Source organism: Microbacterium sp. GQ128 (assembly GCF_059758615.1).
In genome coordinates this window covers 30311-52012 of the sequence record NZ_JCAXDY010000008.1, presented here as the reverse complement: position 1 = coordinate 52012, position 21702 = coordinate 30311, and the positions used below count along the sequence as shown (strand labels likewise).

Here is a 21702-nt window from a genome sequence, read left to right as displayed (position 1 = left end):
AGGCGTGGAGCCGTCATCTGAGTGAGGGGACGTTGCTCGATTCGTGCGATGGCACTGCTGGACCTGTCGCAGGCTGCGAATCGCGTCGTGGTCGTTCGGTGGGGTCCGGCGTCAGACCGAGATGATGTGCCACCGCCGCGGGATAGCGGTTCCGCAGTTGTGTGCTGAGTGCCCCGTAGAGGGCGTCGGCGTCAGGGTCCTGACCCCGGGTGTCGCGCGCACTGTTGAGCAGTTCACGGACCTCCGCTACCGGTCGGTCACGCCACCAGGCGTCGTCCTGGATCTGCGTGAGAAGCGCAGCGTGTGGAGAAACTGCCGGGGTGACATCGGCGCGTTCCAGTTCGACGAGTTGGACCGCGATCGCGTCCGATCGCCGCTGAACGTCGGCGAGGAGCTGGGCGTGCTTGAACGGTTGCCCGATGCGCTTTTCGGCGTCTGCGAGGTTGAGCTCGTTGTCGACGAGGAGTTCGCGGGTCCGCTCCAGCAGCGTCGGGAGGGAGGCCTGCAGGTTCTCGATCCTGGTCACGACGCCTATGCTGCCCGCGAGGACGTCGCTGCGCGTTGCCGTGGCTTCCGCGCCGGGGACCCCATCGATCGTGAATTTCACGGTCGCGTCCGCCACCCCCGGGAATGCGAGCAGCTGCGCTTCGATGGTGAACGCCCCGATCTTCGCGATCTCCCCGAGCCGGACTGTCGTGGATCGGTAGGCGATGCGTGATTGGGCTGCCCACTGGCCGATCGCCTGCGCGGCATCGGACCGTTTCGTGTACCTGTTCCAGGAGCGTCCGTATCCGCCGTTGGAGTTCACCTCGACAGCGAACTGCTCGCCCGCCGTGTTGACCACCTGGGAGGTCGCGCGCTCGAGCTCGGTGATGTCGCGGCGCAGCATGATGTCGCGGCGTTGCGCGTACTCGCGGGAGCGGACCAGGTTCGATTGGGACCGGTTGTGGACGCGCTCGAGGCGTCGCAGCTTCTGCAGCTCGTCGTTCGTCTGCACCTGGTCGAGGAGCAGCGGGTTGCCGGTGGCGATCGCTTTCGTCTCCGCGGCGCTGATCGCCGCATCCCCGACGTCTTCGATTTCGCGGGCATCGAGGCTGCCACGCATCACCTGGGCGATGAACCGGGCCTTGCGTTCAACGGTCTGCCACATGAATGCATCGAAAGACCGCTCGACGACGTAGCGGTGGATCTCCACCTCCGCGTTCTGGTTCCCCTGCCGGATCACGCGCCCTTCGCGTTGCTCGACGTCGGCCGGTCGCCAAGGGCAGTCGACGTGGTGCAGCGCGATCGCGCGGGCCTGCACGTTGGTGCCCATGCCCATCTTCTCGGTGGACCCGATGAGGACGGCGATGTGCCCGGCGCGCGCGGCGGTGAACAGTTGATCCTTCTCCCGATCGTTGCGCGCCTCGTGCATGAACCGGATCGATGAGGCATCCATCCCCCGGTCGACGAGCTTCTGCCGGAGGTCCTCGTAGATCGAGTACGTGCCGTCCGCGTTGGGGGTGCCGTAGTCGCTGAACACCAGCTGCAGGGCTCCCCTGATCGGCGAGGTTTCCCCGGTCTCCGTGTTCGCGTATTCGCGATCGCGCGTGCGCTCCCAGATCCCATAGACCTTCTCGGCGATGACTTCGGCCTTGGTGACCCAGCCTGTGTCTGCGGGAAGCCCCGCCAGTTGCGCGTCGACAGCGGCCTTGCGCCCGTCCGTGGCGATCGCGAGCATGTTGTCCGCGCCTTCCTGCGGGCGGTGTCCTTTCGCCTCATCGGCGCGCACGGCCAGGTGCTCGAAGAACTGCACCAGCTGCGCGCTGGGGGCGATCGTGTGCGTCGCGGCGAGATTCTTCCCGTCCTCGCGGGGCGTGATCGTCGGGACCGGGAGGTTGAGGTCCTCCTGCGTCTTCACGTCCGCGGACACATGCCACATGCGCAGCATCTCCGGTACGTTCTGGAACTTCGCCAGCCGCGACTTCATCTTCAGCCGGCCCGCGACGTCGACCTCCACATCGGAGGCCACGGTCGCGAACGTCGCCGCCCACTCATCGAACGTGCGGATCCCCGCTGCGTGCAGCAGGTCCGGGCGCAGATACCGTTGCATCGTGAACGCCTCCACGATGCTGTTCGCCAGCGGGGTCGCGGTGGCGAGAGTGCCGACCCGGTCGCCGTTGCGCTCGCGCAGCAGGCCGAGCTTCATGTGCAGGTCGGTGGCCTTCTTTGACGGGTTCGGTGCCACGTCCAGCGACGTCGGCGTGAACAGACTCTTGTACAGGTGCGCCTCGTCGACGAACAGGTAATCGATCCCGGTCTGCTCAAAACCGATTCCCGCATCCCGGGTGATCGCGGACTGGGACTTGAGAGCCTCGGTGCGGCTCGCGATCGCCTTCTGGATCTTCTTCACACTTGTGCCTTCGAGACCAGCTTCTTGCGCCGCCTGCAACGCCTCGTGGTAGGCGACGAGTTCAGTGTGGATGTACCGTTCGGTCGCGTCCGGTGACAAGGGCAGAGACTGGAAGGCCGTCTGGGTGAGGATGACCGCATCCCAGTCATTCGCTGCGGCGCGGGCGACGAACAGCCGGCGCCTGTCCTTCTCCAGATCCGCGGTGCCCGCGGCGAGGATCCTCGCCTGCGGGTAGATCTGCAACCACTCCCGGGCGAACTGCTTCAGCATGTGGTTCGGGACCACCACGGCGGGCTTGTTGACCAGGCCCATCCGTTTGAGCTCCATCGCCCCCATCACCATCTCCGCGGTCTTACCCGCTCCTACCTGGTGGAACAGGCCGACCGCGGGCTCGCTGATGACACGGGCGACCGCGGCACGCTGGTGCGGGCGGGGGCTGAACCCTTCGACCATGCCAGGGAAGGTGAGGAAGTCGCCAGCCTGGTCGTAATTGCGCAGCACGATCGAGTTGAAGCGCCGGTTGTACTCGGCCGCCAGACGCGCGGAGCGTTCCGGGTCCTCCCACACCCACTCCGCGAACCGCTCCTGGATCTCCTCCGCTTTCGCCATCGCGGCCGCGGTCGCTTCCGGGTCGATCATCTTCGTGGTCCGGTCTCCGAACTCGACCTCGCGTTCCACCTTGATCGGCGTCTGGTTCAGCAGCGACCGGATCAGCTCATGAGCGGGCTTCTGCTCCGTGCCCCACGTCTCCGTCGACAGCACCCCGTACTTCGTGCCGCCCGTGACCTCCCAGGATCCCGGGAGCGGCGATCCGACGTGGAGGTTGTTGTTGCGCAGCAGCTCACGGAAGAACTGCTGGTGGGTGGCAGGGTCGATCCACACCGCGGCGATGCGCGGCTCGATCTCCTCCGGCAGCATCGGCACCGGCAACACCTTCTCGAGAGCGGTCACGTTCACCCCGAACCGGTCCGGGTCGGTCTCGGCCGCGGCACGGGCGACGTCGAGACGTTCGGCGATGTTCCCCGATAGGTACTCGGCCGCGGGGATGATCCGGTCGGGATCCTCCGGGTCGTCGTAGACCAGGTCCCCCAGCTGCGCCCTCGCCTCGGTGTCGGATGTCCCGAGCAGATAGGCGATGGTGTCGAGTTGGACACGGCCGTGACGCTCCATACTCAACGTGATCGCTTCGGCCGGGCTGTCGGTGCCCTCCTTGAGCGGACGCGGGGCGATGACCCGCCCACTCAGGATCGCCGCCTCCGTGGCGGTCTGCTCCTCGTCGTCGAACAGCTCAAGCGCGAGCACCGGAGGCCCGAACGGGTCCGTCAGCATCTTCCGCGGTGCTTCCGGGGTCAGACGGGCACCATTGGAGGCGTAGCTGTACCGGTTGATCGGCCCGTACGTGGCGGCATACGCCCGGTATCGGTCGCGCAGCGTGGCACGAGCGATGTCGATCTCGGTGGTGTCGTCGAGGGTGGATGCTTCCAGCTCGAGCAACTGCTTCGCCTGGTCGCGCAGCTCGAGCAGCAGTCGCAGCTCGGGTGCGTTCTTCTTCGCCACCTTGAGCGGGGTGAGCATGCCGTCTTCGACGGTCGCGAACCCGGCGCCGTCGACGACGATCGACCCCTCCCAGAGGGCGTCGTCCGCCACGCGGGGCGGCGCGACGTTGACGGCCGCGGCTGCGGTGCGCGGGGTGAACAGTTGGTCGTGCGCGATCGCGTCGGTGACGATCCCGTCGATCGCCTGTCGGAGACGTGCAGGCACTGTGTCCAGGTGGGAAGTGATGTGGAGTGTGGTGCTGCCGTGCATGCCGTGACTGGCGTGCACGTCGCCGAGGATGTTCTCCGGGCGGGTGTCAAAGTAGCTGTTGATGTGCACCGTTTCCCCGTCGACGTGACGGGCGGTGACGGTTTCCCAGGTGCGGTCGCGTGGGGGGACGCCTGCCTCGCGGCGGCGGAAGATGAGCAGGTCGGTGACGACCTCGGTGCCCGCGGCACGCTTGTGTGCTCCGGTGGGCAGGCGGACGGCACCGACCAGGTCGGCGAGCTTGTTCATTTCACGGCGAGCACCGGGGTTGCCGGCGTCGAGGGTGAACGACGATGACAGCACGGCGACAATCCCCCCGGGCCGGGTGAGGGCGAGTGATTTCAGGATGAAGTGGTTGTGCATCGAGTGGCGGCGGTCGGGGTTGTGCACTGGGTCGTGCAGCTGCACGTTCGCGAACGGCACGTTCCCGACCACGGCGTCGACGAGCTGCCCGCGCAGGTTCGTGTCCACGAACGACTCGCTACGGATGTCCGCGTGCGGGTACAGGGCGGTCGCGATCGCCGCGGTGGTCGGGTCGATCTCCACACCGATCATCTCGGCCGACGCGGGAGCGAGGCCGATGAAGGTCCCGGCGCCGGCACCGGGCTCCAGCACCCGTCCCTCGTCGAAGCCGAGACGCTCCAGACCTGCCCAGATCTCCCGCACATACGCCGGGTCCGTGAAGTGGGCGTTGATGGTCGTCATCGCCGCCGCATCGTATGCATCGTCTCCGAGCAGCTGACGTAGCTCGGCACGTTCGGTCGCCCAGTTCTCCTTGCGGAGGTCAAAGACGTCCGGCACGGCGCCCCAGGATCCGTACCGTGCCAGCACGCCCTGCTCCGCGGCCGTCGCCGCACGCCCCTCAGCGGAGAGGATGTGTGCGAGGCGGATCGCGGTGACGTTCGCCTCGTAGCGGGCCTTCGCGCCCGAGGGCGCGAGGTTCTCCTGGGTGCCCGGGATGAACCGGGGTGTTGCGGTTAGAAGCGCGGCATCCCCTGCGCCACTCGCTGCGTCGCCTGGTAGTAGTCCGCCCCGTCCGAGGGCGCGTCCCACGCGTCCTCGCGCGTCTCGATCGAAAGTGCCTTCCACTGCGGACGAATCCACGCCTGCAGCGCCTGCTCGAGCTGTGGCGTGATGACCCAGAGATCCATCACGACCTCTGCGTCCCCCAGTACGGGCTTCAGACACTGATTGATCAGCGGCAATGGGACTTCCATCTCTTCCAGCTCGTGCCTCAGCTGCGTCATCGTCAGGAGCCGGTCCCGCTTCCAGGCGGTCTGCTCCTCTGGCTCCGGCCACTGATCGTCGAGGTCGTTCATCGTCCTGTGGAACTCGCGCAGCAGCACCCTGATCGGGTGCCCGCCCTGCCAGACCTCGAACCGGTGCTCCCAGTCGTCCTGATCGACCGTCCGCGGCATGTCCGCCATCACGATCTCGGTCGCCCGCGACCGGGCGTTGTTGAACCGGCCCACTTTCTCCAGGTACGACTCTCCCGGCACGTCCGGACCGGCCAGCTGCATCGTCAGATCCCCGACCTGCGCCCGCGTCTCCTGCTCGTTCATCATCGTGCCCCTCCTCCGGTGCCACTCCGGCGCTGAAGTCCAGCAGTCCGGCAAGTTCGCGCTCCCGCTCGGTCGGCGGGGCGGTTCGCGCGTCTTCCACTGTGGCGTCGGCCTCCGACGTGGAGAGTCCCCACAGGTCGAGTTCCGGCTGCTGCCAGTCGGTGCCGGCGGTGCGGCGGGTGTATCGGGGCATCATTCCTCGCGTTCAGGAAGTGAGATGCGGCCACAACACCCGACTGCAGAACGCCCTCCCCCGTGCGGGGGACGACGAACCGAGATCCGGAGACGACAAGGCGGGGAACTCGCGCGAACTGACGACCAGCCCTCAGAACACCACTGATCGACAGATCCGAAGACCCAGCAACCCAGCTCAGAAGACGACCAGCCATAGCTAGAAAGCTACCACTCCCCGATAAGAAATTAGAGAATGCACGCAGGCACTATGAGTGAAAGGCCGCTACGCTGGCCTTATGCGGGGTGGTGTTGCACGGTGGAAGAAGGGCGTCGGGACCTCCGGCGTGACCTCCGCGGCCGCCTACGCCTTCGGCGGTGCATGCGACGCCGGACACGATCGGGACGTCGACAGCACCCAGGGCACGATCGCCGCGGCGCGCTACGCCGGCGCCACAGTTGACCGGTTCGTGGTCACCGATGCGGGGATCGCGCTGGACCGGCTCAACGTCGACGAACTGCAGACCTGGTTCGCCGGTTCCGACCCGGATACCGGGGAGCGCCGCGGCCGGGACCTCTCATCCCCCGCTACCGACCTGGTGTTCGATGCGACCATCAACGCCCCGAAGAGTTTCAGCCTCGCCGCGGTCCTTGACCCCGAGCTCAACGACGCCTACGAGGCTCTGCAGGACCGGCTCCGGGACCGGATCATCACGATGTGGCGGGAAGAGCTCAACAGTCGTCGCGGTCAGGCTGGTCGCGAACGCATGGACCTCGCGCAGATCGAAGTCGTCGAGCTGCGCCACGAACGCTCCCGCGCCCTCGACGCACACAAGCACCGTCACCTGTGGTTGAACGCGAAGGTCCTCGGCGTCGACGGGAAGTGGTCTTCGATCGATTCCCGGGTGATGCTCCGCTTCCAGAACGTGGTCAACGCGGAAGGCGAACTGGCTGCACGGACAGACCCGGAGTGGGTGGCCGCCCTCGCGGCCAAGGGGTACACGATCGGGGACGACGGGGAGATCGAACAGTTGGCCACCGTCGTCCGGCCACTGTCGCGCCGGTCGAACCAGATCGAGGCCAACAAGGCTGTCCGCCTGGCCGCGTGGAGGGCGGAGAACCCCGGCCAGGAACCTGACCACGACGTCCTTATGGCCATTGACCGGTGGGCGTGGGCGCACCAGCGTCCGGACAAGCCTGGTCACGTCGACGAGGACGAATGGTTGGACACGGTCCGCCGGGAGATCGCGGACATCGACCCCGCGGTCGTGGCCGCCCGCGGGCGGAAGCCGGTACCGGTCAAGCCGGTCGCGATCGGAAAACTTGACCGGGACGACCTGGCCGCCCGGGCCGTCGCCGACGCGGACAGCCGTGCGGCCAGCACGGGTGGCCGCTTCAGTGACTTCGACCTGCGGGCGGGTGTTGTCCGTGCCCTGGCCGCGTCCGGTGTGGTCGCTGACCGGCCCCAGCTGACCGAACTGATCGAGGACGTGACCGCCCGCGCGGCCACTGATTCCACGGTCACGGTCACCGAGGCTCCGGACATGCCTGGGCACGTCAAGTACCGGATGGCCACCCGCACCGCCGGGGCGAAGCTCACTCTCGCGGACCGGTTTGACCGTCTCAATAGGCCCGGGCGAACCGTTCGCGCCAAGACCGTGGCCAGGGTAGCCAAAGCGACACTCGCCAAGGGGCGGACACTGGACACGGGACAGTCCGACGCCGCGGCCGCGATCGCCGGCACGGACTGCTTGGTGACCGTGACCGGCCCAGCCGGCACCGGCAAAACCACGTTGCTACAGGTCGCCCGTCGCCTGCTGGAAAACCAGGGCCGCCGCATGGTCGTCGTCGCACCGACGAAGAAGGCCGCCAGTGTCGCCGGCCGGGAGGTCGGCGCGAAAGCATCGAGCCTGCACGGGCTGCTGCTGGATTGGGGATTCCGGTGGACGGACTCCCCCACCGGGCAGGTGTGGACTCGCCTCGTTCCCGGACAGATCGACCCGGCCACCAAGATGGCCTACGCGGGCCCGAGGTTGTTCCCCCTGGATCGCGGCGACCGGATCGTCGTCGACGAGGCGGGCATGGTCGACTTGCATACCGCGAACGCCCTCGCCGCGATCGCGTTGGAAACCGGTGCCGGTATCGCCATGGTCGGCGACCACCTGCAGGCGCTGCCCGTGGGTCACTCCGGTGCCATGTCGCTGATGCGCACCCGCTCCTCCGCGGTCGTCGAACTGTCCTCCGTGCACCGGTTCCTCACCACCGACGAAAACGGGCAGCCCACCAAGGACACGGCGTGGGCGGACCTGTCGCTGCGGGTGCGGGATCCGGGTAAGGACGCCAGCGAGGTTGCGCACGAAATCATCGAGACCGGTCATGCGGTCATCGTGGCCACCGAACAGGACGCCTACGCCCACATGGTGGAGGCGTGGCTTGCTGGCTACTCGTCCGGGGAACGCATCGCCCTGGTGACCGCCACCCACGAGGAATCGCAGACGATCAGCGAAACCATCCAGGCCCGCCGCATCAAGGCCGGACACCTCGACACCACCCGTCCGGTCGGGTTGCAGGGCGGGCAGGTCGCCTACATCGGCGACATCATCCAAACCCGACGCAACAACAGTGACCGCGACGTCGAAAACCGTCAGCAGTGGACGATCAGCAAGGTCTCCCTGACCTTGACCGGTCGCGTGCGCTCCGCCCGCCTCACCTCCGTGGAAGATTCCGGAGTGTTCCGCGACGTCGACGGCGCCTACCTCGCCGAGCACGCCCACCTCTCCTACGCGGCCACCGTGCACGGTGTGCAGGGTGAGACCACCGACCGCGCCCTGGTCGGCCCCGGCGTCGACGCTGCGGGCCTCTACGTCGGCCTCACCCGCGGGCGGCTCCACAACGCCGCCATCCTCGTCGCGGACAGCAACAGGGAAGCCCGCGCGCAACTGGTCGACACGATGCGCCGCGGCCGCATTGAGGCGACCCTCGACGATGCGCGCGCTGCGGCACAGCTCGAGCTTGACCGGGCGGCTCGCCGTGTCGACGTTCCTGTCGACGATGACGGCACGCCGGCCCCATGGCATGACCGCACGGCCCGTCCCCTCGGCACCTGGTCGCGCATTGATGAGCTGCTCGCCGATGCGGTCGACCAGGAGAAGAGCCTCTACGAACAGATCGCCCGCCTTGGTGACACCATCAGCGTCGACCAGACCGCCCTCGACGAACTGAACGTCAAGATCGCGACCTGGTCCGCTGTCGGCCACGCCACCGCGGTCAGCGACCGTGACCACAAGCCGGCCCCGCTTCTGCTCCCGGCGAAGGATGCCCTCGATGCGCGGCTCGCCGCCGCCCGGTCGGAGCGTGCCGAACTGTCGCGTGCGTACGGGAAGATCACCCGTCGCATCAATGACCTGCAGCGCGAGAGCGCGATCCGGGATCAGCTCGGCCCCGACGTCACCGCCTATGAGGACGACGCCCGCCGCCGCGCGACCCGGGCGCGGTTCACCCAGGACGTTCCTGCCTGGGACGATCGTGCCAGCCGGCCCCTCGGGATGGTCAAGGCGCTGCGCGCGAAGGCCATCGAGGCGAAGACCGAACTTGACGAGCTCGCAGGTGAACGAGACCGTCGGGCAGAGAAGATCGCAGCTGTCCACACCATGCTGCGCACCGACGCCGGCCCGGACGGAATCCCCCTCACCGTCGAGCAACGAGAACGAGTCGCCACTCTCCTCGAGGGAGCACAGGACGCCTACGACCAGGTCGTCGCCCGGCACACCCAAAGAGTGCGACTCCTGCAGGCCATCGAACGCGAACAAGGCATCCGCTCCCAGCTCGAAGCGGATACGGCAGCGATCACCGAACGCATCGACAAGCTGCGTGCCCAGCTCGACGTCGGCGTCGATGACGATGGCACCGTCCTCACCGAGCAGGGCCGAGCACGTCTGACAACAGAGCTGGCCGAACTGCACGCCGCGCCCCGCCGGGCGATCGAAGAAGAGCAGGCACGCCAAACACACCGCCGTCGCTCCGACCCCGCAGGAGCGGGACCTGCCACAGTAACGAGACGCCGGGCAGACGGGCCGACTCTGAACTAAACCATGCCATCCGCGATCGTGCGGGACGCTCACGGCCGACGCCCGCGCCGGCCCGCTATCTCAGCGGAAGCGGACCCCGGTGTCGGCCTTGGCGGCGTAAGCCGCGTGGAATCGTGCGTCGCTCGCCCCGATCGTCCCGTACACCCCATGCTGGTTGGGAGAGCCCACGTAGTGAACTCTGTGGGACGACGTGTGGCGACCGTACCCGACCGACGGGGAGATGAAAACGACAGAACCCGCTTGCGGAGTGAACCACCAGAACCAGGCATCCACACGGTCCCCATCCGGCAGAACGATAATCGCCTTCGATCCGCGTCTGCCGCGCTGGTAGACACGTTTGACCTTGGCGCCGATCGCTCCTTGCCGCCGGAAGCCCCGAACGGTTTCATCAATCCGAGAGAACCGGTATTCCCGTCGAGCCGCCCGGCCGGTCAACCCTGTGGCCTTGTTGGCTTTCTCCTGTCGCAGCTCTTTGCGCACCACTGCCACGATGCCCACACCCGCAATGATCAGAGGAATCAACCAGAACGAACCGTAGACCGCCCTCGCCACAGACTCGATCACAACACCGCCTCCTAAGCGTGCGACGTACCGCTCGAAAGACGCGCACACGTCCCACCCTGTCAGCCCGGCGACCAACACAGAACGAGGGGCGTATGGATCTGGTGATCCACACGCCCCTCCAGGGACTGGTCAGCGGTCAGCGCGGGATGCTCGCCACCTCCCAGCCCGCATCGGGCACCGCCACCGGTCCCGTGGCATCTGCGGACGGCGACACCCACGGTTCCGGCCTGCGCTGCGGACCCTTCACGTTCGGCTGCACCTCTGCGGTCGCGTACTTCAACGACGGTGCGACAGCGGACGCCACAATCTGTGTCCCCTGTCGACGCTGACCGTCCTTCTCATACGACTTGAAGTGCAAGTCGCCAGTGACGATAACTCCATGGCCTCCCCGTAGTGACGCTGCGACGTTCTCTGCCTGACGACCAAACACGACCGCATTGTGGAGGATCGGTTCGCCGACGTCCTCCCACTCGTTCGTCTCGTCATTGAACCGACGATCGTTCTCGATGACCAACAGACGCGCATACGCGCGACCATCCTTCTCACCGAGCTCCGGATCCTTGCCGAGATTCCCCTCGACGGTAATCGGTACCTTCACAGCCATCTTCATTCTTCTTTCTACTAAGGGGCGCCCAAAGGTGAGGCGCCCCAGTGAGACGAGGACTGAGGCCCCGTCGATCCAGACCCGGGTTAGAGGTCAGGTCCGGGCGTGGCGACCTGTGCCGGAGCGGTCGTCGGCCCGGTGCTTTCCGGTGACGTTCGCAACGTTTTCGAGGGTGCGATGAATCGTTGGCCGAGGGAGATGAGTGCGGACTCGATCTTCGCGTTCTTGGTCTCACTAGCGCGGAGCCTGTCCTCCGTTTCTGTGAGCTTCGATTCGAGCTTCCGGAGCTGTCCCTGCAGTTGAGTCATCGTCTGAAGTGCCCCGGTGGCCATCTTGTGGGCGTGGCGTTCGGTCGGGCTTGCCAGGTGGATGTCGGTTGCCCTTACGTCTTCCCGGAACCACTCCATCTGCAGGGCGAGGCTCTCCGGATCGTTCGTTGTCTGGATGTCTTCGATGTCAGCCCAGTCCTGCCCGGTCCACACCTGTTCCTGCCAACTCCAGCCCTCGGGTGTGCCGGCAAACTCGTCACCTTCGGTCCACAGCTGGAGCCGGCGTTGATTGTCGAACTCGAAGACCCGCGCGAAGGTCTCGCTCTCGTAGGTCTTCCACCGATGGTCCTGACGCTGCTCAAGCGTGAGCCAGTCGTTGTCGTTGTCTGTGTCGCGCGTGTCGGCGTCAGCCACGTCAGCGGCTGCAGCCAGGTCGTCGGCAGCGGCAGCGGCAGCGGTGTCAGCGGGAGAATGGGACTTCCACCGGTCTTCGTATGCGGCCTCGGCCGCAGCAAAGCCGAGTTCATTCCAGACGGACTTCGCGTCCCGAACGATGTCCGTCAGGTGCTCAGGAACGACGTTCTCCGCGGAGTCGACGGCGGCGGCGTAGGTATTGAGGATCGCTATCACGGCATCGCGATTGCTGAGGTCCAGTATGTCGTCGACGTTGATGTACTCGGATAGTTCCGGGATATCTGTGAGGAGCGTGGCAAGTTCCGCGCTGTTCAGGTGCACATCGGTCAGGTACTTGTTCGACATGGCGTCGCCTTTCGGTTTCGTGAGGTTTGGTGGGTGACGTCAGGCGAAGGAGGGGACGATCTTCTTTCCTTCGCCTGACGTCTCTTCGATGAAGGACACGGTGCATCGGAACCGTTTGCCCTTCTTGCTGATGAAGTCGCTGGCTGTCACGGGGACTCCGGCGAGGAGCTGCTGGATCTCTTTCGCGGTGAAGACGTGGGAGCACCATTGCTTTGGAGGCAGTGTGGCGCCGTCGGCGTCGCGTCGCCCGAAGCCCTGCCTGACGAATCCCACGAACGCGCGGCCCTTGTATTCCTGATCGGCCAGCGCCCCGAACACATCGAAGGTCACACCCTTCTGGTTCAGCGCGGTGAATTCGATCGTTTCGCCGTCGAGCAGCTGCTTCACCTGGTCGTCGGTGAACCGGTGTCCTCCCCATTCGCGGAGGAATGTGACCTCCCGGCTCCTCCACGTGCCGGTGACACGCTCCTTCGGCGCGGGTGCACCATCGGCACGTCCGAGTGCCGCCGCGTTCTGCGTCATCGTGACGATGTCTTCACGGACCCAGTCGGACACCGCGGCGAGACGTTCCTCGGCGGTTGCGGTGCCGGCAGCGATTTCTCGCATGTCGGCGTACACCTTCTCGGTGAGGTCAAGATTGCCGATGCGGGTCCCGTGCAGAAGCTGCCAGCTGATCAGCCCAGCGTCGGCGAGGGTAACTTTGCGGCCTTGCGCTTCGAGCAGGGGGTGGGCGTTGGCCGTGTTGGTGACATCACTGTACGTGGATGTTCGTGTGGAGCCGGTACCCACATCCCGCTTGTCGAGCTGCTTCATCAGCCAACTCATGCTCGGATGCTCCGGCCGCTTGTTGGCGCCCTCGAACACGAACGGCGCCGCGATTGTGCCCAGACCGACAGGGCTGTCGGTGGCGCCGGTGTCCTCGGCCGCGGCATCACGGGAGTCTGTGCCGGCATCCGGGTTGAACACGCTCTTCCAGCCGGGGGCCTGCGGCACGTTCGCGATGCCCGCGAAGTCCGGGTAGTCCTGCAGGTGTCCTTTCTGCTGCTCGTAGGAGTAATCGTCGGCGAGCATTGCGAGGTAGTTCCGTGCGAGAACTTCGTAGATCTTGCGACCGGTGTGCCCGAACCTCTGTGTGACGTCGTCGAGGGTTGCGGGGACGTTCAGCCCGGGCCGGTTCGCACCGTGGGCTCCCTGCGCTTTCACGTGCGTCGCTCGAGGGGCGCGGCGGGTGAGGATGGTCGGGTCGACGTCGACGACCGTGGCGATCTGGTTGGTGAGCGGTGCGAGTTCGTTGAACTGCTCGGGGGTGATGGTCTTGTCTTCGGTGCGCGGATAGGACACGACCTGCGCCTCGTACATGCGCTGGTAGGTGTCCAGCACCTGCTTTGCCGTCGTGCCGTCGCCAACCAGCATCGCTGACAGCGTGGAGAGGTCAAGCAGCTTCGGCGGTGCCGTGTATCTGATGGCTGTGTCGTCGAGTACCACGGCTGATGGCGAGTACACCTGCGGGACTTGCCCCGGATCGTCGAAGCGTGGTTCTTCCTTATGCGTATAGGAGATGCCGTTCTCGTCCCGGAACCGGTTCTGGAAGTAGGGCCGTTTCACGTACTCCAGGTGTGCTTTCATCTGGTCGCCGACGAGGGTCACCATCGCGGACTTCAGCCGGCCCTGTCGCAGCACGACGTCGCGGCCGGTGGTCCGTGCGAGTACCGTGGCGCAACGGGTCCACTGCATCGACAGGAAGTCGAACTTCGACCGGTACATCGCCTTTCTGTACTCATCGAGGTCCTCCAGGGATGGGAGGCGTCGGCGTTCGGTGAACGCTTTCTGCAGAGACAGAGGCGTTTCGTCGGTGAAGTACATTCGCGACCACGACGTCGGCTGTAGTCCGAGTTCTCGGAACGCGTTCACGGCGATCATGCCGCCTTCACCGGACGGGTCGACGTCTGTGGCGATGGCGAGCTCATCGCAGCCGGCGAGTGTGCGCTTCACGTCCGCGGCTACTGATTTGGCTGTGGGGATCGTTTCCAGCTGCCAGGTGAGCTCCTCTGGTGCCCAGGGCAGGTGGGCCAGGTCCCACGCCTTGTAGTGCGCCGCCCGTGCCGGGTCGGCGACCATGCGGTGCGGGTCGACGAACTCGTACAGGTGGCCGACGGCGTGCGCGATCACATACTCTTCACCGTTGAACCGGCCTCGCATGCCGCCCAACGCGGCTGCCATGTAACTTGCTGCCCCGGGTTTCTCGGTCAGAATCCCCACCACACGGGCCTTCGGTGTCATGCTCATCAGTTCTCCGTCCTCGCACGCCCTCGCGGCTGCAGTACTCGTTCCAGTTGCCCGGAAACGGCGGCGGCGACATTCAATAGAGGACGTCCGAGAACAGCGAAGCCCCACCGCCGATGCTGGCGGTGGGGCTTCAATCTGGCCGCGGCGGTCAGAGATTGCGCGGCGGTCAGAACGTGTCGGTGACCGGGGTCATTTCTCGGGGGGGAACAGCACGGTGTCCATCGGTGCACTTCTCCCTGAACGCTTCACGGGTGCACGCGAGGGCATAGCGTTCGTGCCACCCGATAGGGCCAAACCCGCTGTCGGCGGCGTCGAAAGCAACGAGCCAGGCGATATGGAGGGCGGAGAGCTCCTCCACCATCGCGGAGTGCTGGTGCCAGCAGTCGGGGATGAGCTTTCGCGGCACCACGTACCGCGGCACCAACCAGTTCTGAACCCAATCAGCGAGGGCAGCGCATGCCTCGGGGCGGTCCTGGTCGCTGATCGTGCGCCAATTCACGACCGTGGGCGTGATCATCTGCGGTGCGCCGGCACGATCGGCGAGGGCCTCGTCGCTCCAGGTACTGTCGTCGCTGAGACTGGCAACCAGCTCCTCGATCGACATGTCGTCGTCAGAGGCCATCATCATCCCCCAACTGTGTGAGGGTCACGGCGAACTTCGCGCGCAGCCCTCGAATCACTCGGACGTTTGCTGTGCGCCGATCTTTGGCCGCTGATGCGGCGGTGTCCCGATCCAATAGGGTGTGGATCCATTCATGGCAGCGGGGGTGAGCGGCGACGAGGTCTTCGTGGCGTTCTCCCGCGACCCACTGCCCGGTGGCGGTCTGGGTGACGCCGGTGTAGTCCAGATGGTGCAGTTCGAAACGCGCTGGTCGTCCAGATTTGCGGCAGACGATGCAACGTACGGTGCCATGCCGTGCGGTCTCCTCGATGAACCACTGGTCGCGCCGACGGAACCAGACGATTGACTTCAGATATCCGTGCACGTATCCCTTTCGTCGACGCGGTGCGCGCCGGCCGAACCTCATTCCCGCTCTCCCGGTTCGCCCGTGCGATCGTATCGTTGGCGCCTGGCCAGGGCGAACGCATCCTGCTCCGCAAACACCGCACGTTGGGCGTTCTCGGTCGACCGCTTCGCCGCCTGGATCTCTTTCGCATCTGTCCGGTCAATCCACGCATCCAGGTCCAGCAGCACCGGGCGAATGTTGCGGTACGTGAGAAGCCCCAACGTTTGCGGAAAGCGGCGCATCTCTTCGGCTTCGACAAGAATTAGCCGCTCGGACTGCACGGAATGTGAGGTGCCCTGGTCGCTATAGGAACGACTGCGGCGGTCTTTGTCGCGGTGTCCGGCCAGCGTCTCCATGTCGCGCAAGAACGCGGTGTCCGTGGAACCACCCAGCAGCACCTTCGCGGTTGCCGCGGAGAACACCGAATCCATCTCCGCCCGCGACCATGCCGTCTCCGCCTGGGTACGCGCCTGAAAAACCACCAGGGGGCAGATGTTGATACCACCGCCATCTGCCATCACCGTGGGCAATGCGGGCCAGGCGAAGATGTTTGCGATCTCGTCAAGGATCAACCCCAGCGGAGGGCTCAGACGCGAGCCCGGCATTGACAAGGCACGGCGACGGGCCTGCTCGACGATGTCGTCGAGCAGTGCAGCCAGATATCCGCCCGCGGCGCCGGCGCCGGATTTCGTGCCGATCAGGTACAGGGTGTTCTGCCCCTTCAGAAATTCGATCGGGTCGAACACCTGATCCCCTGGCCCGGGCGTCATCGCCTCCGCGATTTGTGGGATCCGCAGGGGTGCTACTGCTCCTGAGACGCCGAACCATTTGTTTGCCAGCAACTTCTCGTCCCCCGTGAGGACGGCATCCAGACTGGTCGCCCACCCGGGAGGGCCGGAGCGTTCCAGAATGTCGACGGCTTCCACCGCCTGGGCAGGGTTACCACCCCACCGGGCGAGAGTACGCACGTCGCGCCGGTCGACCGCGGCCGCCAACAGCAGTTGTGAGAGCACCTCCCTGGCAGCTCCTGCCCATTCCATGTTCTGACCGGACGTGCCCAGCCCGGAACCGGCGATCAGGGCAGCGGCCCGCTGCTCTGACACCATCGGATCCTCACACCCGGTAAGGGGTGAGATCTTCGTTGCCGAGCGCACCCCCGAGAGTCTCTGTGGGTCAAACACCGTCACCGTGCCGACCTTCTCTCGCATCGCCATGGTCGCTGCCAGGTTGTCGTTGCGGGTCGAGGTCGTGATCAGCGGGCCGGGCCAGTCGAGGATCGCATTGATGATCAACCGGAATCCCTTCCCGGAACGTGGTGGACCGATCACGATCACCGAATCCTCGATCGATACGTATGCTTCCACCCCGCGGGATGCCCCCACCTTCCAGGCGACGTCCTTCGCCTGCGCCGTCTTCCCAAGATCGGGGCGCAAGGTCTTCGCCTTGCTCCGCACCGCACGGGCGGACAGTCTCGCACTGACTTCGGGGCGCAACGCGAACCCACGCCGCATACGGAGTTCACGGACAAAGTAGGCATCTGACTCGCGCCACCTCATCCACGCGAGCGTTGCCAGCACAGTCACGGCCGCCACCAGGAGTGCAATTCCGATGAGGGCGCCGAAAGCCCATGCCCGGGTGGGAGAGCAACCGTCCGGCGTGACGATGGTGACGTCCTTGCCGGCCAGCAGCCAAAACCCGTCGAAGAAGCCAAGTCGAGTCGGCCACGCCCCGCATACCATGAACGTCGCGGCCGCGGCCGCGGCCAGAGTCGAAACGACCCCCGCAGCGATCGCCCCGAGAAGAGCGCTGAGGACAACCTGTCCTTGTCTGGTCATCAGTTTTTCTCCCTAGAACCGCTCGGCCGCTGCTGCGGCGACGTCGAGCCAGGCGTCCTGCGTCTGCTGGGCAAGTGCCCCGAACCGTAGTCGCACCGCTCGCAGACCCGGATCGAACGGGATCTCCACGACCTTCGCCCCAAGCTCTACGAACCGGGCCCGGAGCTCATCGGTGTTCGGTGTGACACCCGCTTCGGTGTGGGTCAGCACGACCACGGCGCTGTATGCGAGACGTTGGAAGCGTGCCCCCCGTTCCGAGAGTTCGCGCAGCAGCAACAACCCAGACTCGACCGAATCAGGTGACGTCGTTGTGGGCACGATCAGTTGGTGCGCCAGGTCGATCATGCGTGACCACCAGGGCGTGGATTCGTCGGTGCCGCTGTCGAACACGACATGACGGTAATGGTGCGAGGCCACCTGACTGATCAGGGCGAACTCGTCCGCATTGATCGGCTGCGGATGTGACCGCAGCACGTCATACCGGTCATAGGCCTGATGGTGCACGAACTTGTTCAGCGCCGTCGACGGCGCGTTAGAGGCCAACAAGCGGCCGGCGTTGTCGAGGAGATCCTGCACCGTCGCAGCGTGCGTGGCCGATTCGGTGCGCCACCCCACACTGCCTCGAGTCGGGTTGTTGTCCCACGCGAGTACTCCTTCCCCACTCCCCCGCGCCAGCGCGGCAGCGAGCATCGCCGTGGTCATCGACTGCCCCACGCCCCCCTTCCCGTTACCGACGACCACGCGCCGACACTCGCCGCGGCGGGGAGGCGTCACTGGTCTGCCCTGTTCCTGGTCCGGCTCCGCCAGCGGCGTGGACGGCCTCACTCCGAACGCGGGAACGGTGAGCCGAGGGGTGGGCTCGATCTCCGTGGTCGATGGGGCGAGCTCCGCTGCTGGGGGGAATACGCGGTCGTCATCTCGTCGTGTGGGCTCCTTGAGCGGCGCCATCAGGGCCTGCAGGGAGGGGATGGTCTTCCCAGAGCGGGGTACATCCCAGACATCCGTTCTTTCGATGTCAGTGTGTCCTGTGTCTGCGGACGGGGCCTGTTCCTCGGCTCCCCGTTCTTTGGTGACCGTGCGGGGCTCTTCGGCGTCTGCGACGGTGACGGAGCCATCGGAGGCGATGTGGAGCTCCACGTCGCCTCCGTCGCCCGAACAGGACAGGACGATGCTCTGGCTGAGCATGCGGGCGGCAGTGACGCTGCGTCGCAGAATCTGCCCGCGAATGTCTTCGTCGTCGCCCACCACGATGCTCTCGACCGTGCTGTCGGGGAGGGTCAGCATCGCCTGGGTGCCCTTCACGATCGCTCGAATCTGACCGCTGGTGTGCTGTTCGGTGTTCACTGCGTCCGTCCTGCCTGATCTGTCCGAAATACCTCGAACTCCTTCGGGGTGAGCTTGTTCTTCACGAGCGCGACCCGCTCTTGCCCGATCTGCCAGAGCCCTTCGCCCTTTTTGAGTTCGCGGACCAGACCGGACATGGTGTCGTTCCACCCGAAGGTTGCGGCGGTCTGGGGGATCTCACCGGGGTTCTGCTGGTAGCTGATTTTGGTGTCGCAGTCGGAAAGCAACCCTCGAGCTTGGGTGCGCACCGCTGAACCCTCATCGCCAAGCGCGTCAAGATCGGTGATGCGGTGCAGCAGGTACCAGTTGCTGGTGAGGGTGTGGCGGGCAACCTTCTCGTCGGCGACCCGACGTTCCAGGCCTGCCCCACCGGACACGTCGTTCATCAACGCAATCGCCGCTTCCTCGTGCACGATCACGCGCGGGCGCTGGTTCGATCCACTCGTCGCGTTGCGTACCCACCGTGATGTCGCCAGCCGTGAGAGAGCCTGCATGTCGGCGGACGCGTTCTTCAACGCCGATGTGTCGACGACCATCATCGGCAGGGTCGGGTCGAATGTCACCGTGGACGGGCCGTCGAACATGCCGGCGAGATCACCGGCGACCAGGCGACGCATCGTGTGGGCCAACCCATGGGCTGCCCGGACAACCTCGTCCTCGTTGGACTCGTAGCCGCGCAACGCATGGAAGACATCGACCACAGTCACGGTCGTCTGTCCCATCAGAGATTCCAGGGCCTCGTCGATGGCTGTGTGCTCGTACTCTCCTGTGGACCTACCCGCTCGCAGTTGCGAAACGATGGCCTTCACGGTCGCGCGGCGTTCCTGCAGGACGTACGCACGCCAGTCGTCGCGACTGAACGTGGTGTCCGGCTCCCCCGTGTCAAGAAGATTGATCTTCATGCCCGTGCCGAGGCCCGCCTTGACGACACCCCGGCCAGGGCCGTTGACGTACTCGGAGACCCGCACCCACTCACCGTTCGGGTCATGAGGGACCGCGATGTGACGCGCGAGTCGAGAGAGTCGGGATCCCCAAGCCTTAGCAAGGATCGATTTGCCTGTCCCCTTTACGCCGATGAGGCATGCAGAGTGAGATTTGATGACGCCGGCGTCGTACGCCTCCCACGGGTCCATGCAGAACGGGCTCCGAGAGAGCATGTTCTCCCCGACATACGCCCCACGCATGATCTCGCCGCTCTCCGCGAGGAACGGGTATGCGGCCGCCAAGACCCGTGAAGACGAGCGGTGCGCTGGAGGGTCCACGCGCACCCGGCCGCGCAACGAGTGCGCCACCTTCCACCCCTTGCGGGGCATCTTCGCTGAGGGGAAAGCGCCCACCTGCAGGAGCCCGCCGGCAGTGGAGGACTCTGCTTCCGGCGTCGCGGCGCGACGACGTTCAGCTTCTCGCTCCTGCCGTTCGCTCTTGGTTTCCTGACCTGATCGTGAATCGACGATTAGACGAGTGGATGCGCTCATCGCTTGCCCTTCCCCTTCGTCGGCACGGGCAGAGAACTCGTCACGAGCGAAGCCCACTGCCTCCAGCGCATCGGACTCATTCGCACGCCCGCTTGATAGCCGGCCTGCTCCAAGCTGGCCTGGTCTCGGCGGACGTCAGCCAGCGTGGGGGCACTGATGGTCACAAAAGCACGAAAGCGCACATCCGTGAACCCGTCGGCGAGGTCTTCTTCTCTCTCCTCGAGGTCACTGCGTTCGCGGTCGTGGGCGATGCTGGTGCGGCCGCCCCATTTCAGGCGGATGTTCTCAGCGGTCTGCATGTCCACCTGCGCGGATCCCAACTCGTTCTGTGCCTGGTGGAGCGGCACGGGGCGGAACTGGACTGCCAAACACCGCGTCGCCTCCCCGGTATACAGCAACGGCTGGAAGAACCCGACGCGCACCTTGGTTCGCGGCCACTCATGAATCCACAGGGTGCGGTGCACCGTCTCATCGAAGATCACGTGGTTACCGAACTCGTCGCCGGCCATGATCGGGGAACGCGATCGCATCTCCTTCCGGGACCGGCCAAGCTTCTCCCTACGCGCGGAAGCGGTCACCGGGTCCAACGCCGTGGTCGTTGTCATGTCGAGCTCTTCCGCACCCAACCAGGCTTCAAACTCGACACCCAGGTCGTCCATGCTGTCCTTGAGGGCCTGCACTCGGTCGACGAGCACAGCGGCGAGGCCCGCCAGACCCCCACCCGAGTCTCGAATGTCGGTGTTCATCGCGCCCGTGTCGAACGAGACGGTGATGGTGCTGGTGAATTCCATCGAGCGCGCCTGTTCCGCGGACGCCAACCAGTCATATGACCGCTTCAACTCTTCTGTCACCGGGACAGGGGACTCGTCCTCGCGCTGACGGGCATACTCAACAAGTTCTGTCGACGGGGCCCGATCCACACGGACCCGCAACACCGCCTCGTCCAACCCGGGCATTCCTTCCAGACTGGACATCCACCCACCGAAACCTTGGTAGGAGGAGGCTTTGTGGGAATCGTCTCGAAGAAGCCACGCTGTGGCTTTCACCCGCACGGTGACGGCGGCGAGATTCTCTTTCGTGTTGAACACGAAACCGCCGCGACCGGTGATGTCGACGTACTGGACTTCTCCCAGTCCCCCGGGGAGGGTCACCGTGTTCAACACGTGCGGGTGCGGAGCGTTGCCCAGAGGTGTGCCCGCCGGAAGGTCCACTCGGCGGTCCTCTGCCCACACATCGCGTCGGTACTTTGTCTGGCCGCGCGCCGCCCGGGACCGGAAGGTGGTCCAGTCGGTGAGTAGGTTCAGCAGCGGCTGGCCGTGCCACTGCCACACCCCGACGACCACCAGGATGAGCACCAGCGGGAGCAACCAGATCGCGTGCTCCCAGCCGATAAGAAGCAGCATGCCCACGAAGACGAGAATCGTCGTGCCGGCCAGCAGGATCTGTGGCCAGCTGCGCCCAAGGAACACTCCGCGCCGCTCGCGCTGCGTGAATCGGACTGTGGGGATGAGTTCTTCGGTGATGACCGACATCAGGTGTCCTT

13 protein-coding genes are annotated in these 21702 nt (G+C 65.6%); 1 reads left to right on the top strand and 12 read right to left on the bottom strand.

The window, feature by feature from the left end:
• Nucleotides 1-13: 13 nt before the first annotated feature.
• Nucleotides 14-5248, bottom strand: a complete 5235-nt coding sequence (locus AC6CHX_RS19355) for a helicase-like domain-containing protein (protein ID WP_498274286.1) — start codon at nt 5246-5248, stop codon at nt 14-16.
• A complete protein-coding gene (locus AC6CHX_RS19350) occupies nt 5173-5760 on the bottom strand; it encodes a hypothetical protein (protein WP_498274285.1) in 588 nt (195 codons plus the stop codon). The genes AC6CHX_RS19355 and AC6CHX_RS19350 overlap by 76 nt, the downstream gene beginning before the upstream one ends.
• 467 nt (nt 5761-6227) lie before the next feature.
• Between AC6CHX_RS19350 and AC6CHX_RS19345 the strand changes: the two genes are divergently transcribed.
• Complete coding sequence (locus AC6CHX_RS19345) at nt 6228-10016, top strand: AAA family ATPase (protein WP_498274284.1); 3789 nt, start codon at nt 6228-6230, stop codon at nt 10014-10016.
• 60 nt (nt 10017-10076) lie between these two features.
• On the opposite strand, the gene AC6CHX_RS19340 is transcribed toward AC6CHX_RS19345, so the two are convergent.
• The 10 genes from AC6CHX_RS19340 to AC6CHX_RS19295 all read right to left on the bottom strand — a co-directional run bounded on the left by AC6CHX_RS19340 (nt 10077) and on the right by AC6CHX_RS19295 (nt 21691).
• On the bottom strand, nt 10077-10580 hold the full coding sequence (locus AC6CHX_RS19340) for a hypothetical protein (RefSeq protein WP_498274283.1): 504 nt from the start codon (nt 10578-10580) through the stop codon (nt 10077-10079).
• Nucleotides 10581-10716: 136 nt separating this feature from the next.
• On the bottom strand, nt 10717-11184 hold the full coding sequence (locus AC6CHX_RS19335; protein WP_498274282.1) for a single-stranded DNA-binding protein: 468 nt from the start codon (nt 11182-11184) through the stop codon (nt 10717-10719).
• Between the two features lie 86 nt (nt 11185-11270).
• On the bottom strand, nt 11271-12212 hold the full coding sequence (locus tag AC6CHX_RS19330) for a hypothetical protein (protein ID WP_498274281.1): 942 nt from the start codon (nt 12210-12212) through the stop codon (nt 11271-11273).
• A gap of 39 nt (nt 12213-12251) precedes the next feature.
• Nucleotides 12252-14492, bottom strand: coding sequence for a DNA topoisomerase (locus tag AC6CHX_RS19325; RefSeq protein WP_498274280.1), 2241 nt, complete (start codon nt 14490-14492; stop codon nt 12252-12254).
• Nucleotides 14493-14664: 172 nt separating this feature from the next.
• Nucleotides 14665-15120: a hypothetical protein gene (locus AC6CHX_RS19320; RefSeq protein WP_498274279.1), complete on the bottom strand. Its 456-nt coding sequence runs from the start codon at nt 15118-15120 to the stop codon at nt 14665-14667.
• Complete coding sequence (locus tag AC6CHX_RS19315; RefSeq protein ID WP_498274278.1) at nt 15110-15484, bottom strand: hypothetical protein; 375 nt, start codon at nt 15482-15484, stop codon at nt 15110-15112. The genes AC6CHX_RS19320 and AC6CHX_RS19315 overlap by 11 nt, the downstream gene beginning before the upstream one ends.
• 38 nt (nt 15485-15522) lie before the next feature.
• Nucleotides 15523-17340: a type IV secretory system conjugative DNA transfer family protein gene (locus AC6CHX_RS19310; RefSeq protein WP_498274277.1), complete on the bottom strand. Its 1818-nt coding sequence runs from the start codon at nt 17338-17340 to the stop codon at nt 15523-15525.
• Nucleotides 17341-17352: 12 nt separating this feature from the next.
• Entirely contained in the window at nt 17353-18684 is a 1332-nt protein-coding gene (locus AC6CHX_RS19305) for a MinD/ParA family ATP-binding protein (RefSeq protein ID WP_498274276.1), read from the bottom strand.
• Nucleotides 18681-20159, bottom strand: coding sequence for a hypothetical protein (locus tag AC6CHX_RS19300; protein ID WP_498274275.1), 1479 nt, complete (start codon nt 20157-20159; stop codon nt 18681-18683). Before AC6CHX_RS19300 ends, AC6CHX_RS19305 begins: the two co-directional genes overlap by 4 nt.
• Nucleotides 20156-21691 (bottom strand): SCO6880 family protein, encoded by a 1536-nt coding sequence (locus AC6CHX_RS19295; RefSeq protein ID WP_498274274.1) that lies wholly within the window; start codon nt 21689-21691, stop codon nt 20156-20158. Before AC6CHX_RS19295 ends, AC6CHX_RS19300 begins: the two co-directional genes overlap by 4 nt.
• Between the last annotated feature and the right edge of the window lie 11 nt (nt 21692-21702).

Excerpts from the sequence above, each read along its gene's own strand:
- AC6CHX_RS19320 (WP_498274279.1), bottom strand. The coding sequence starts at position 15,120 with ATGGCCTCTGACGACGACATGTCGATCGAGGAGCTGGTTGCCAGTCTC.
- AC6CHX_RS19350 (WP_498274285.1), bottom strand. The coding sequence starts at position 5,760 with ATGATGAACGAGCAGGAGACGCGGGCGCAGGTCGGGGATCTGACGATG.
- AC6CHX_RS19300 (WP_498274275.1), bottom strand. The coding sequence starts at position 20,159 with ATGAGCGCATCCACTCGTCTAATCGTCGATTCACGATCAGGTCAGGAA.
- AC6CHX_RS19335 (WP_498274282.1), bottom strand. The coding sequence starts at position 11,184 with ATGGCTGTGAAGGTACCGATTACCGTCGAGGGGAATCTCGGCAAGGAT.
- AC6CHX_RS19325 (WP_498274280.1), bottom strand. The coding sequence starts at position 14,492 with ATGACACCGAAGGCCCGTGTGGTGGGGATTCTGACCGAGAAACCCGGG.
- AC6CHX_RS19295 (WP_498274274.1), bottom strand. The coding sequence starts at position 21,691 with ATGTCGGTCATCACCGAAGAACTCATCCCCACAGTCCGATTCACGCAG.
- AC6CHX_RS19310 (WP_498274277.1), bottom strand. The coding sequence starts at position 17,340 with ATGACCAGACAAGGACAGGTTGTCCTCAGCGCTCTTCTCGGGGCGATC.
- AC6CHX_RS19330 (WP_498274281.1), bottom strand. The coding sequence starts at position 12,212 with ATGTCGAACAAGTACCTGACCGATGTGCACCTGAACAGCGCGGAACTT.
- AC6CHX_RS19345 (WP_498274284.1), top strand. The coding sequence starts at position 6,228 with ATGCGGGGTGGTGTTGCACGGTGGAAGAAGGGCGTCGGGACCTCCGGC.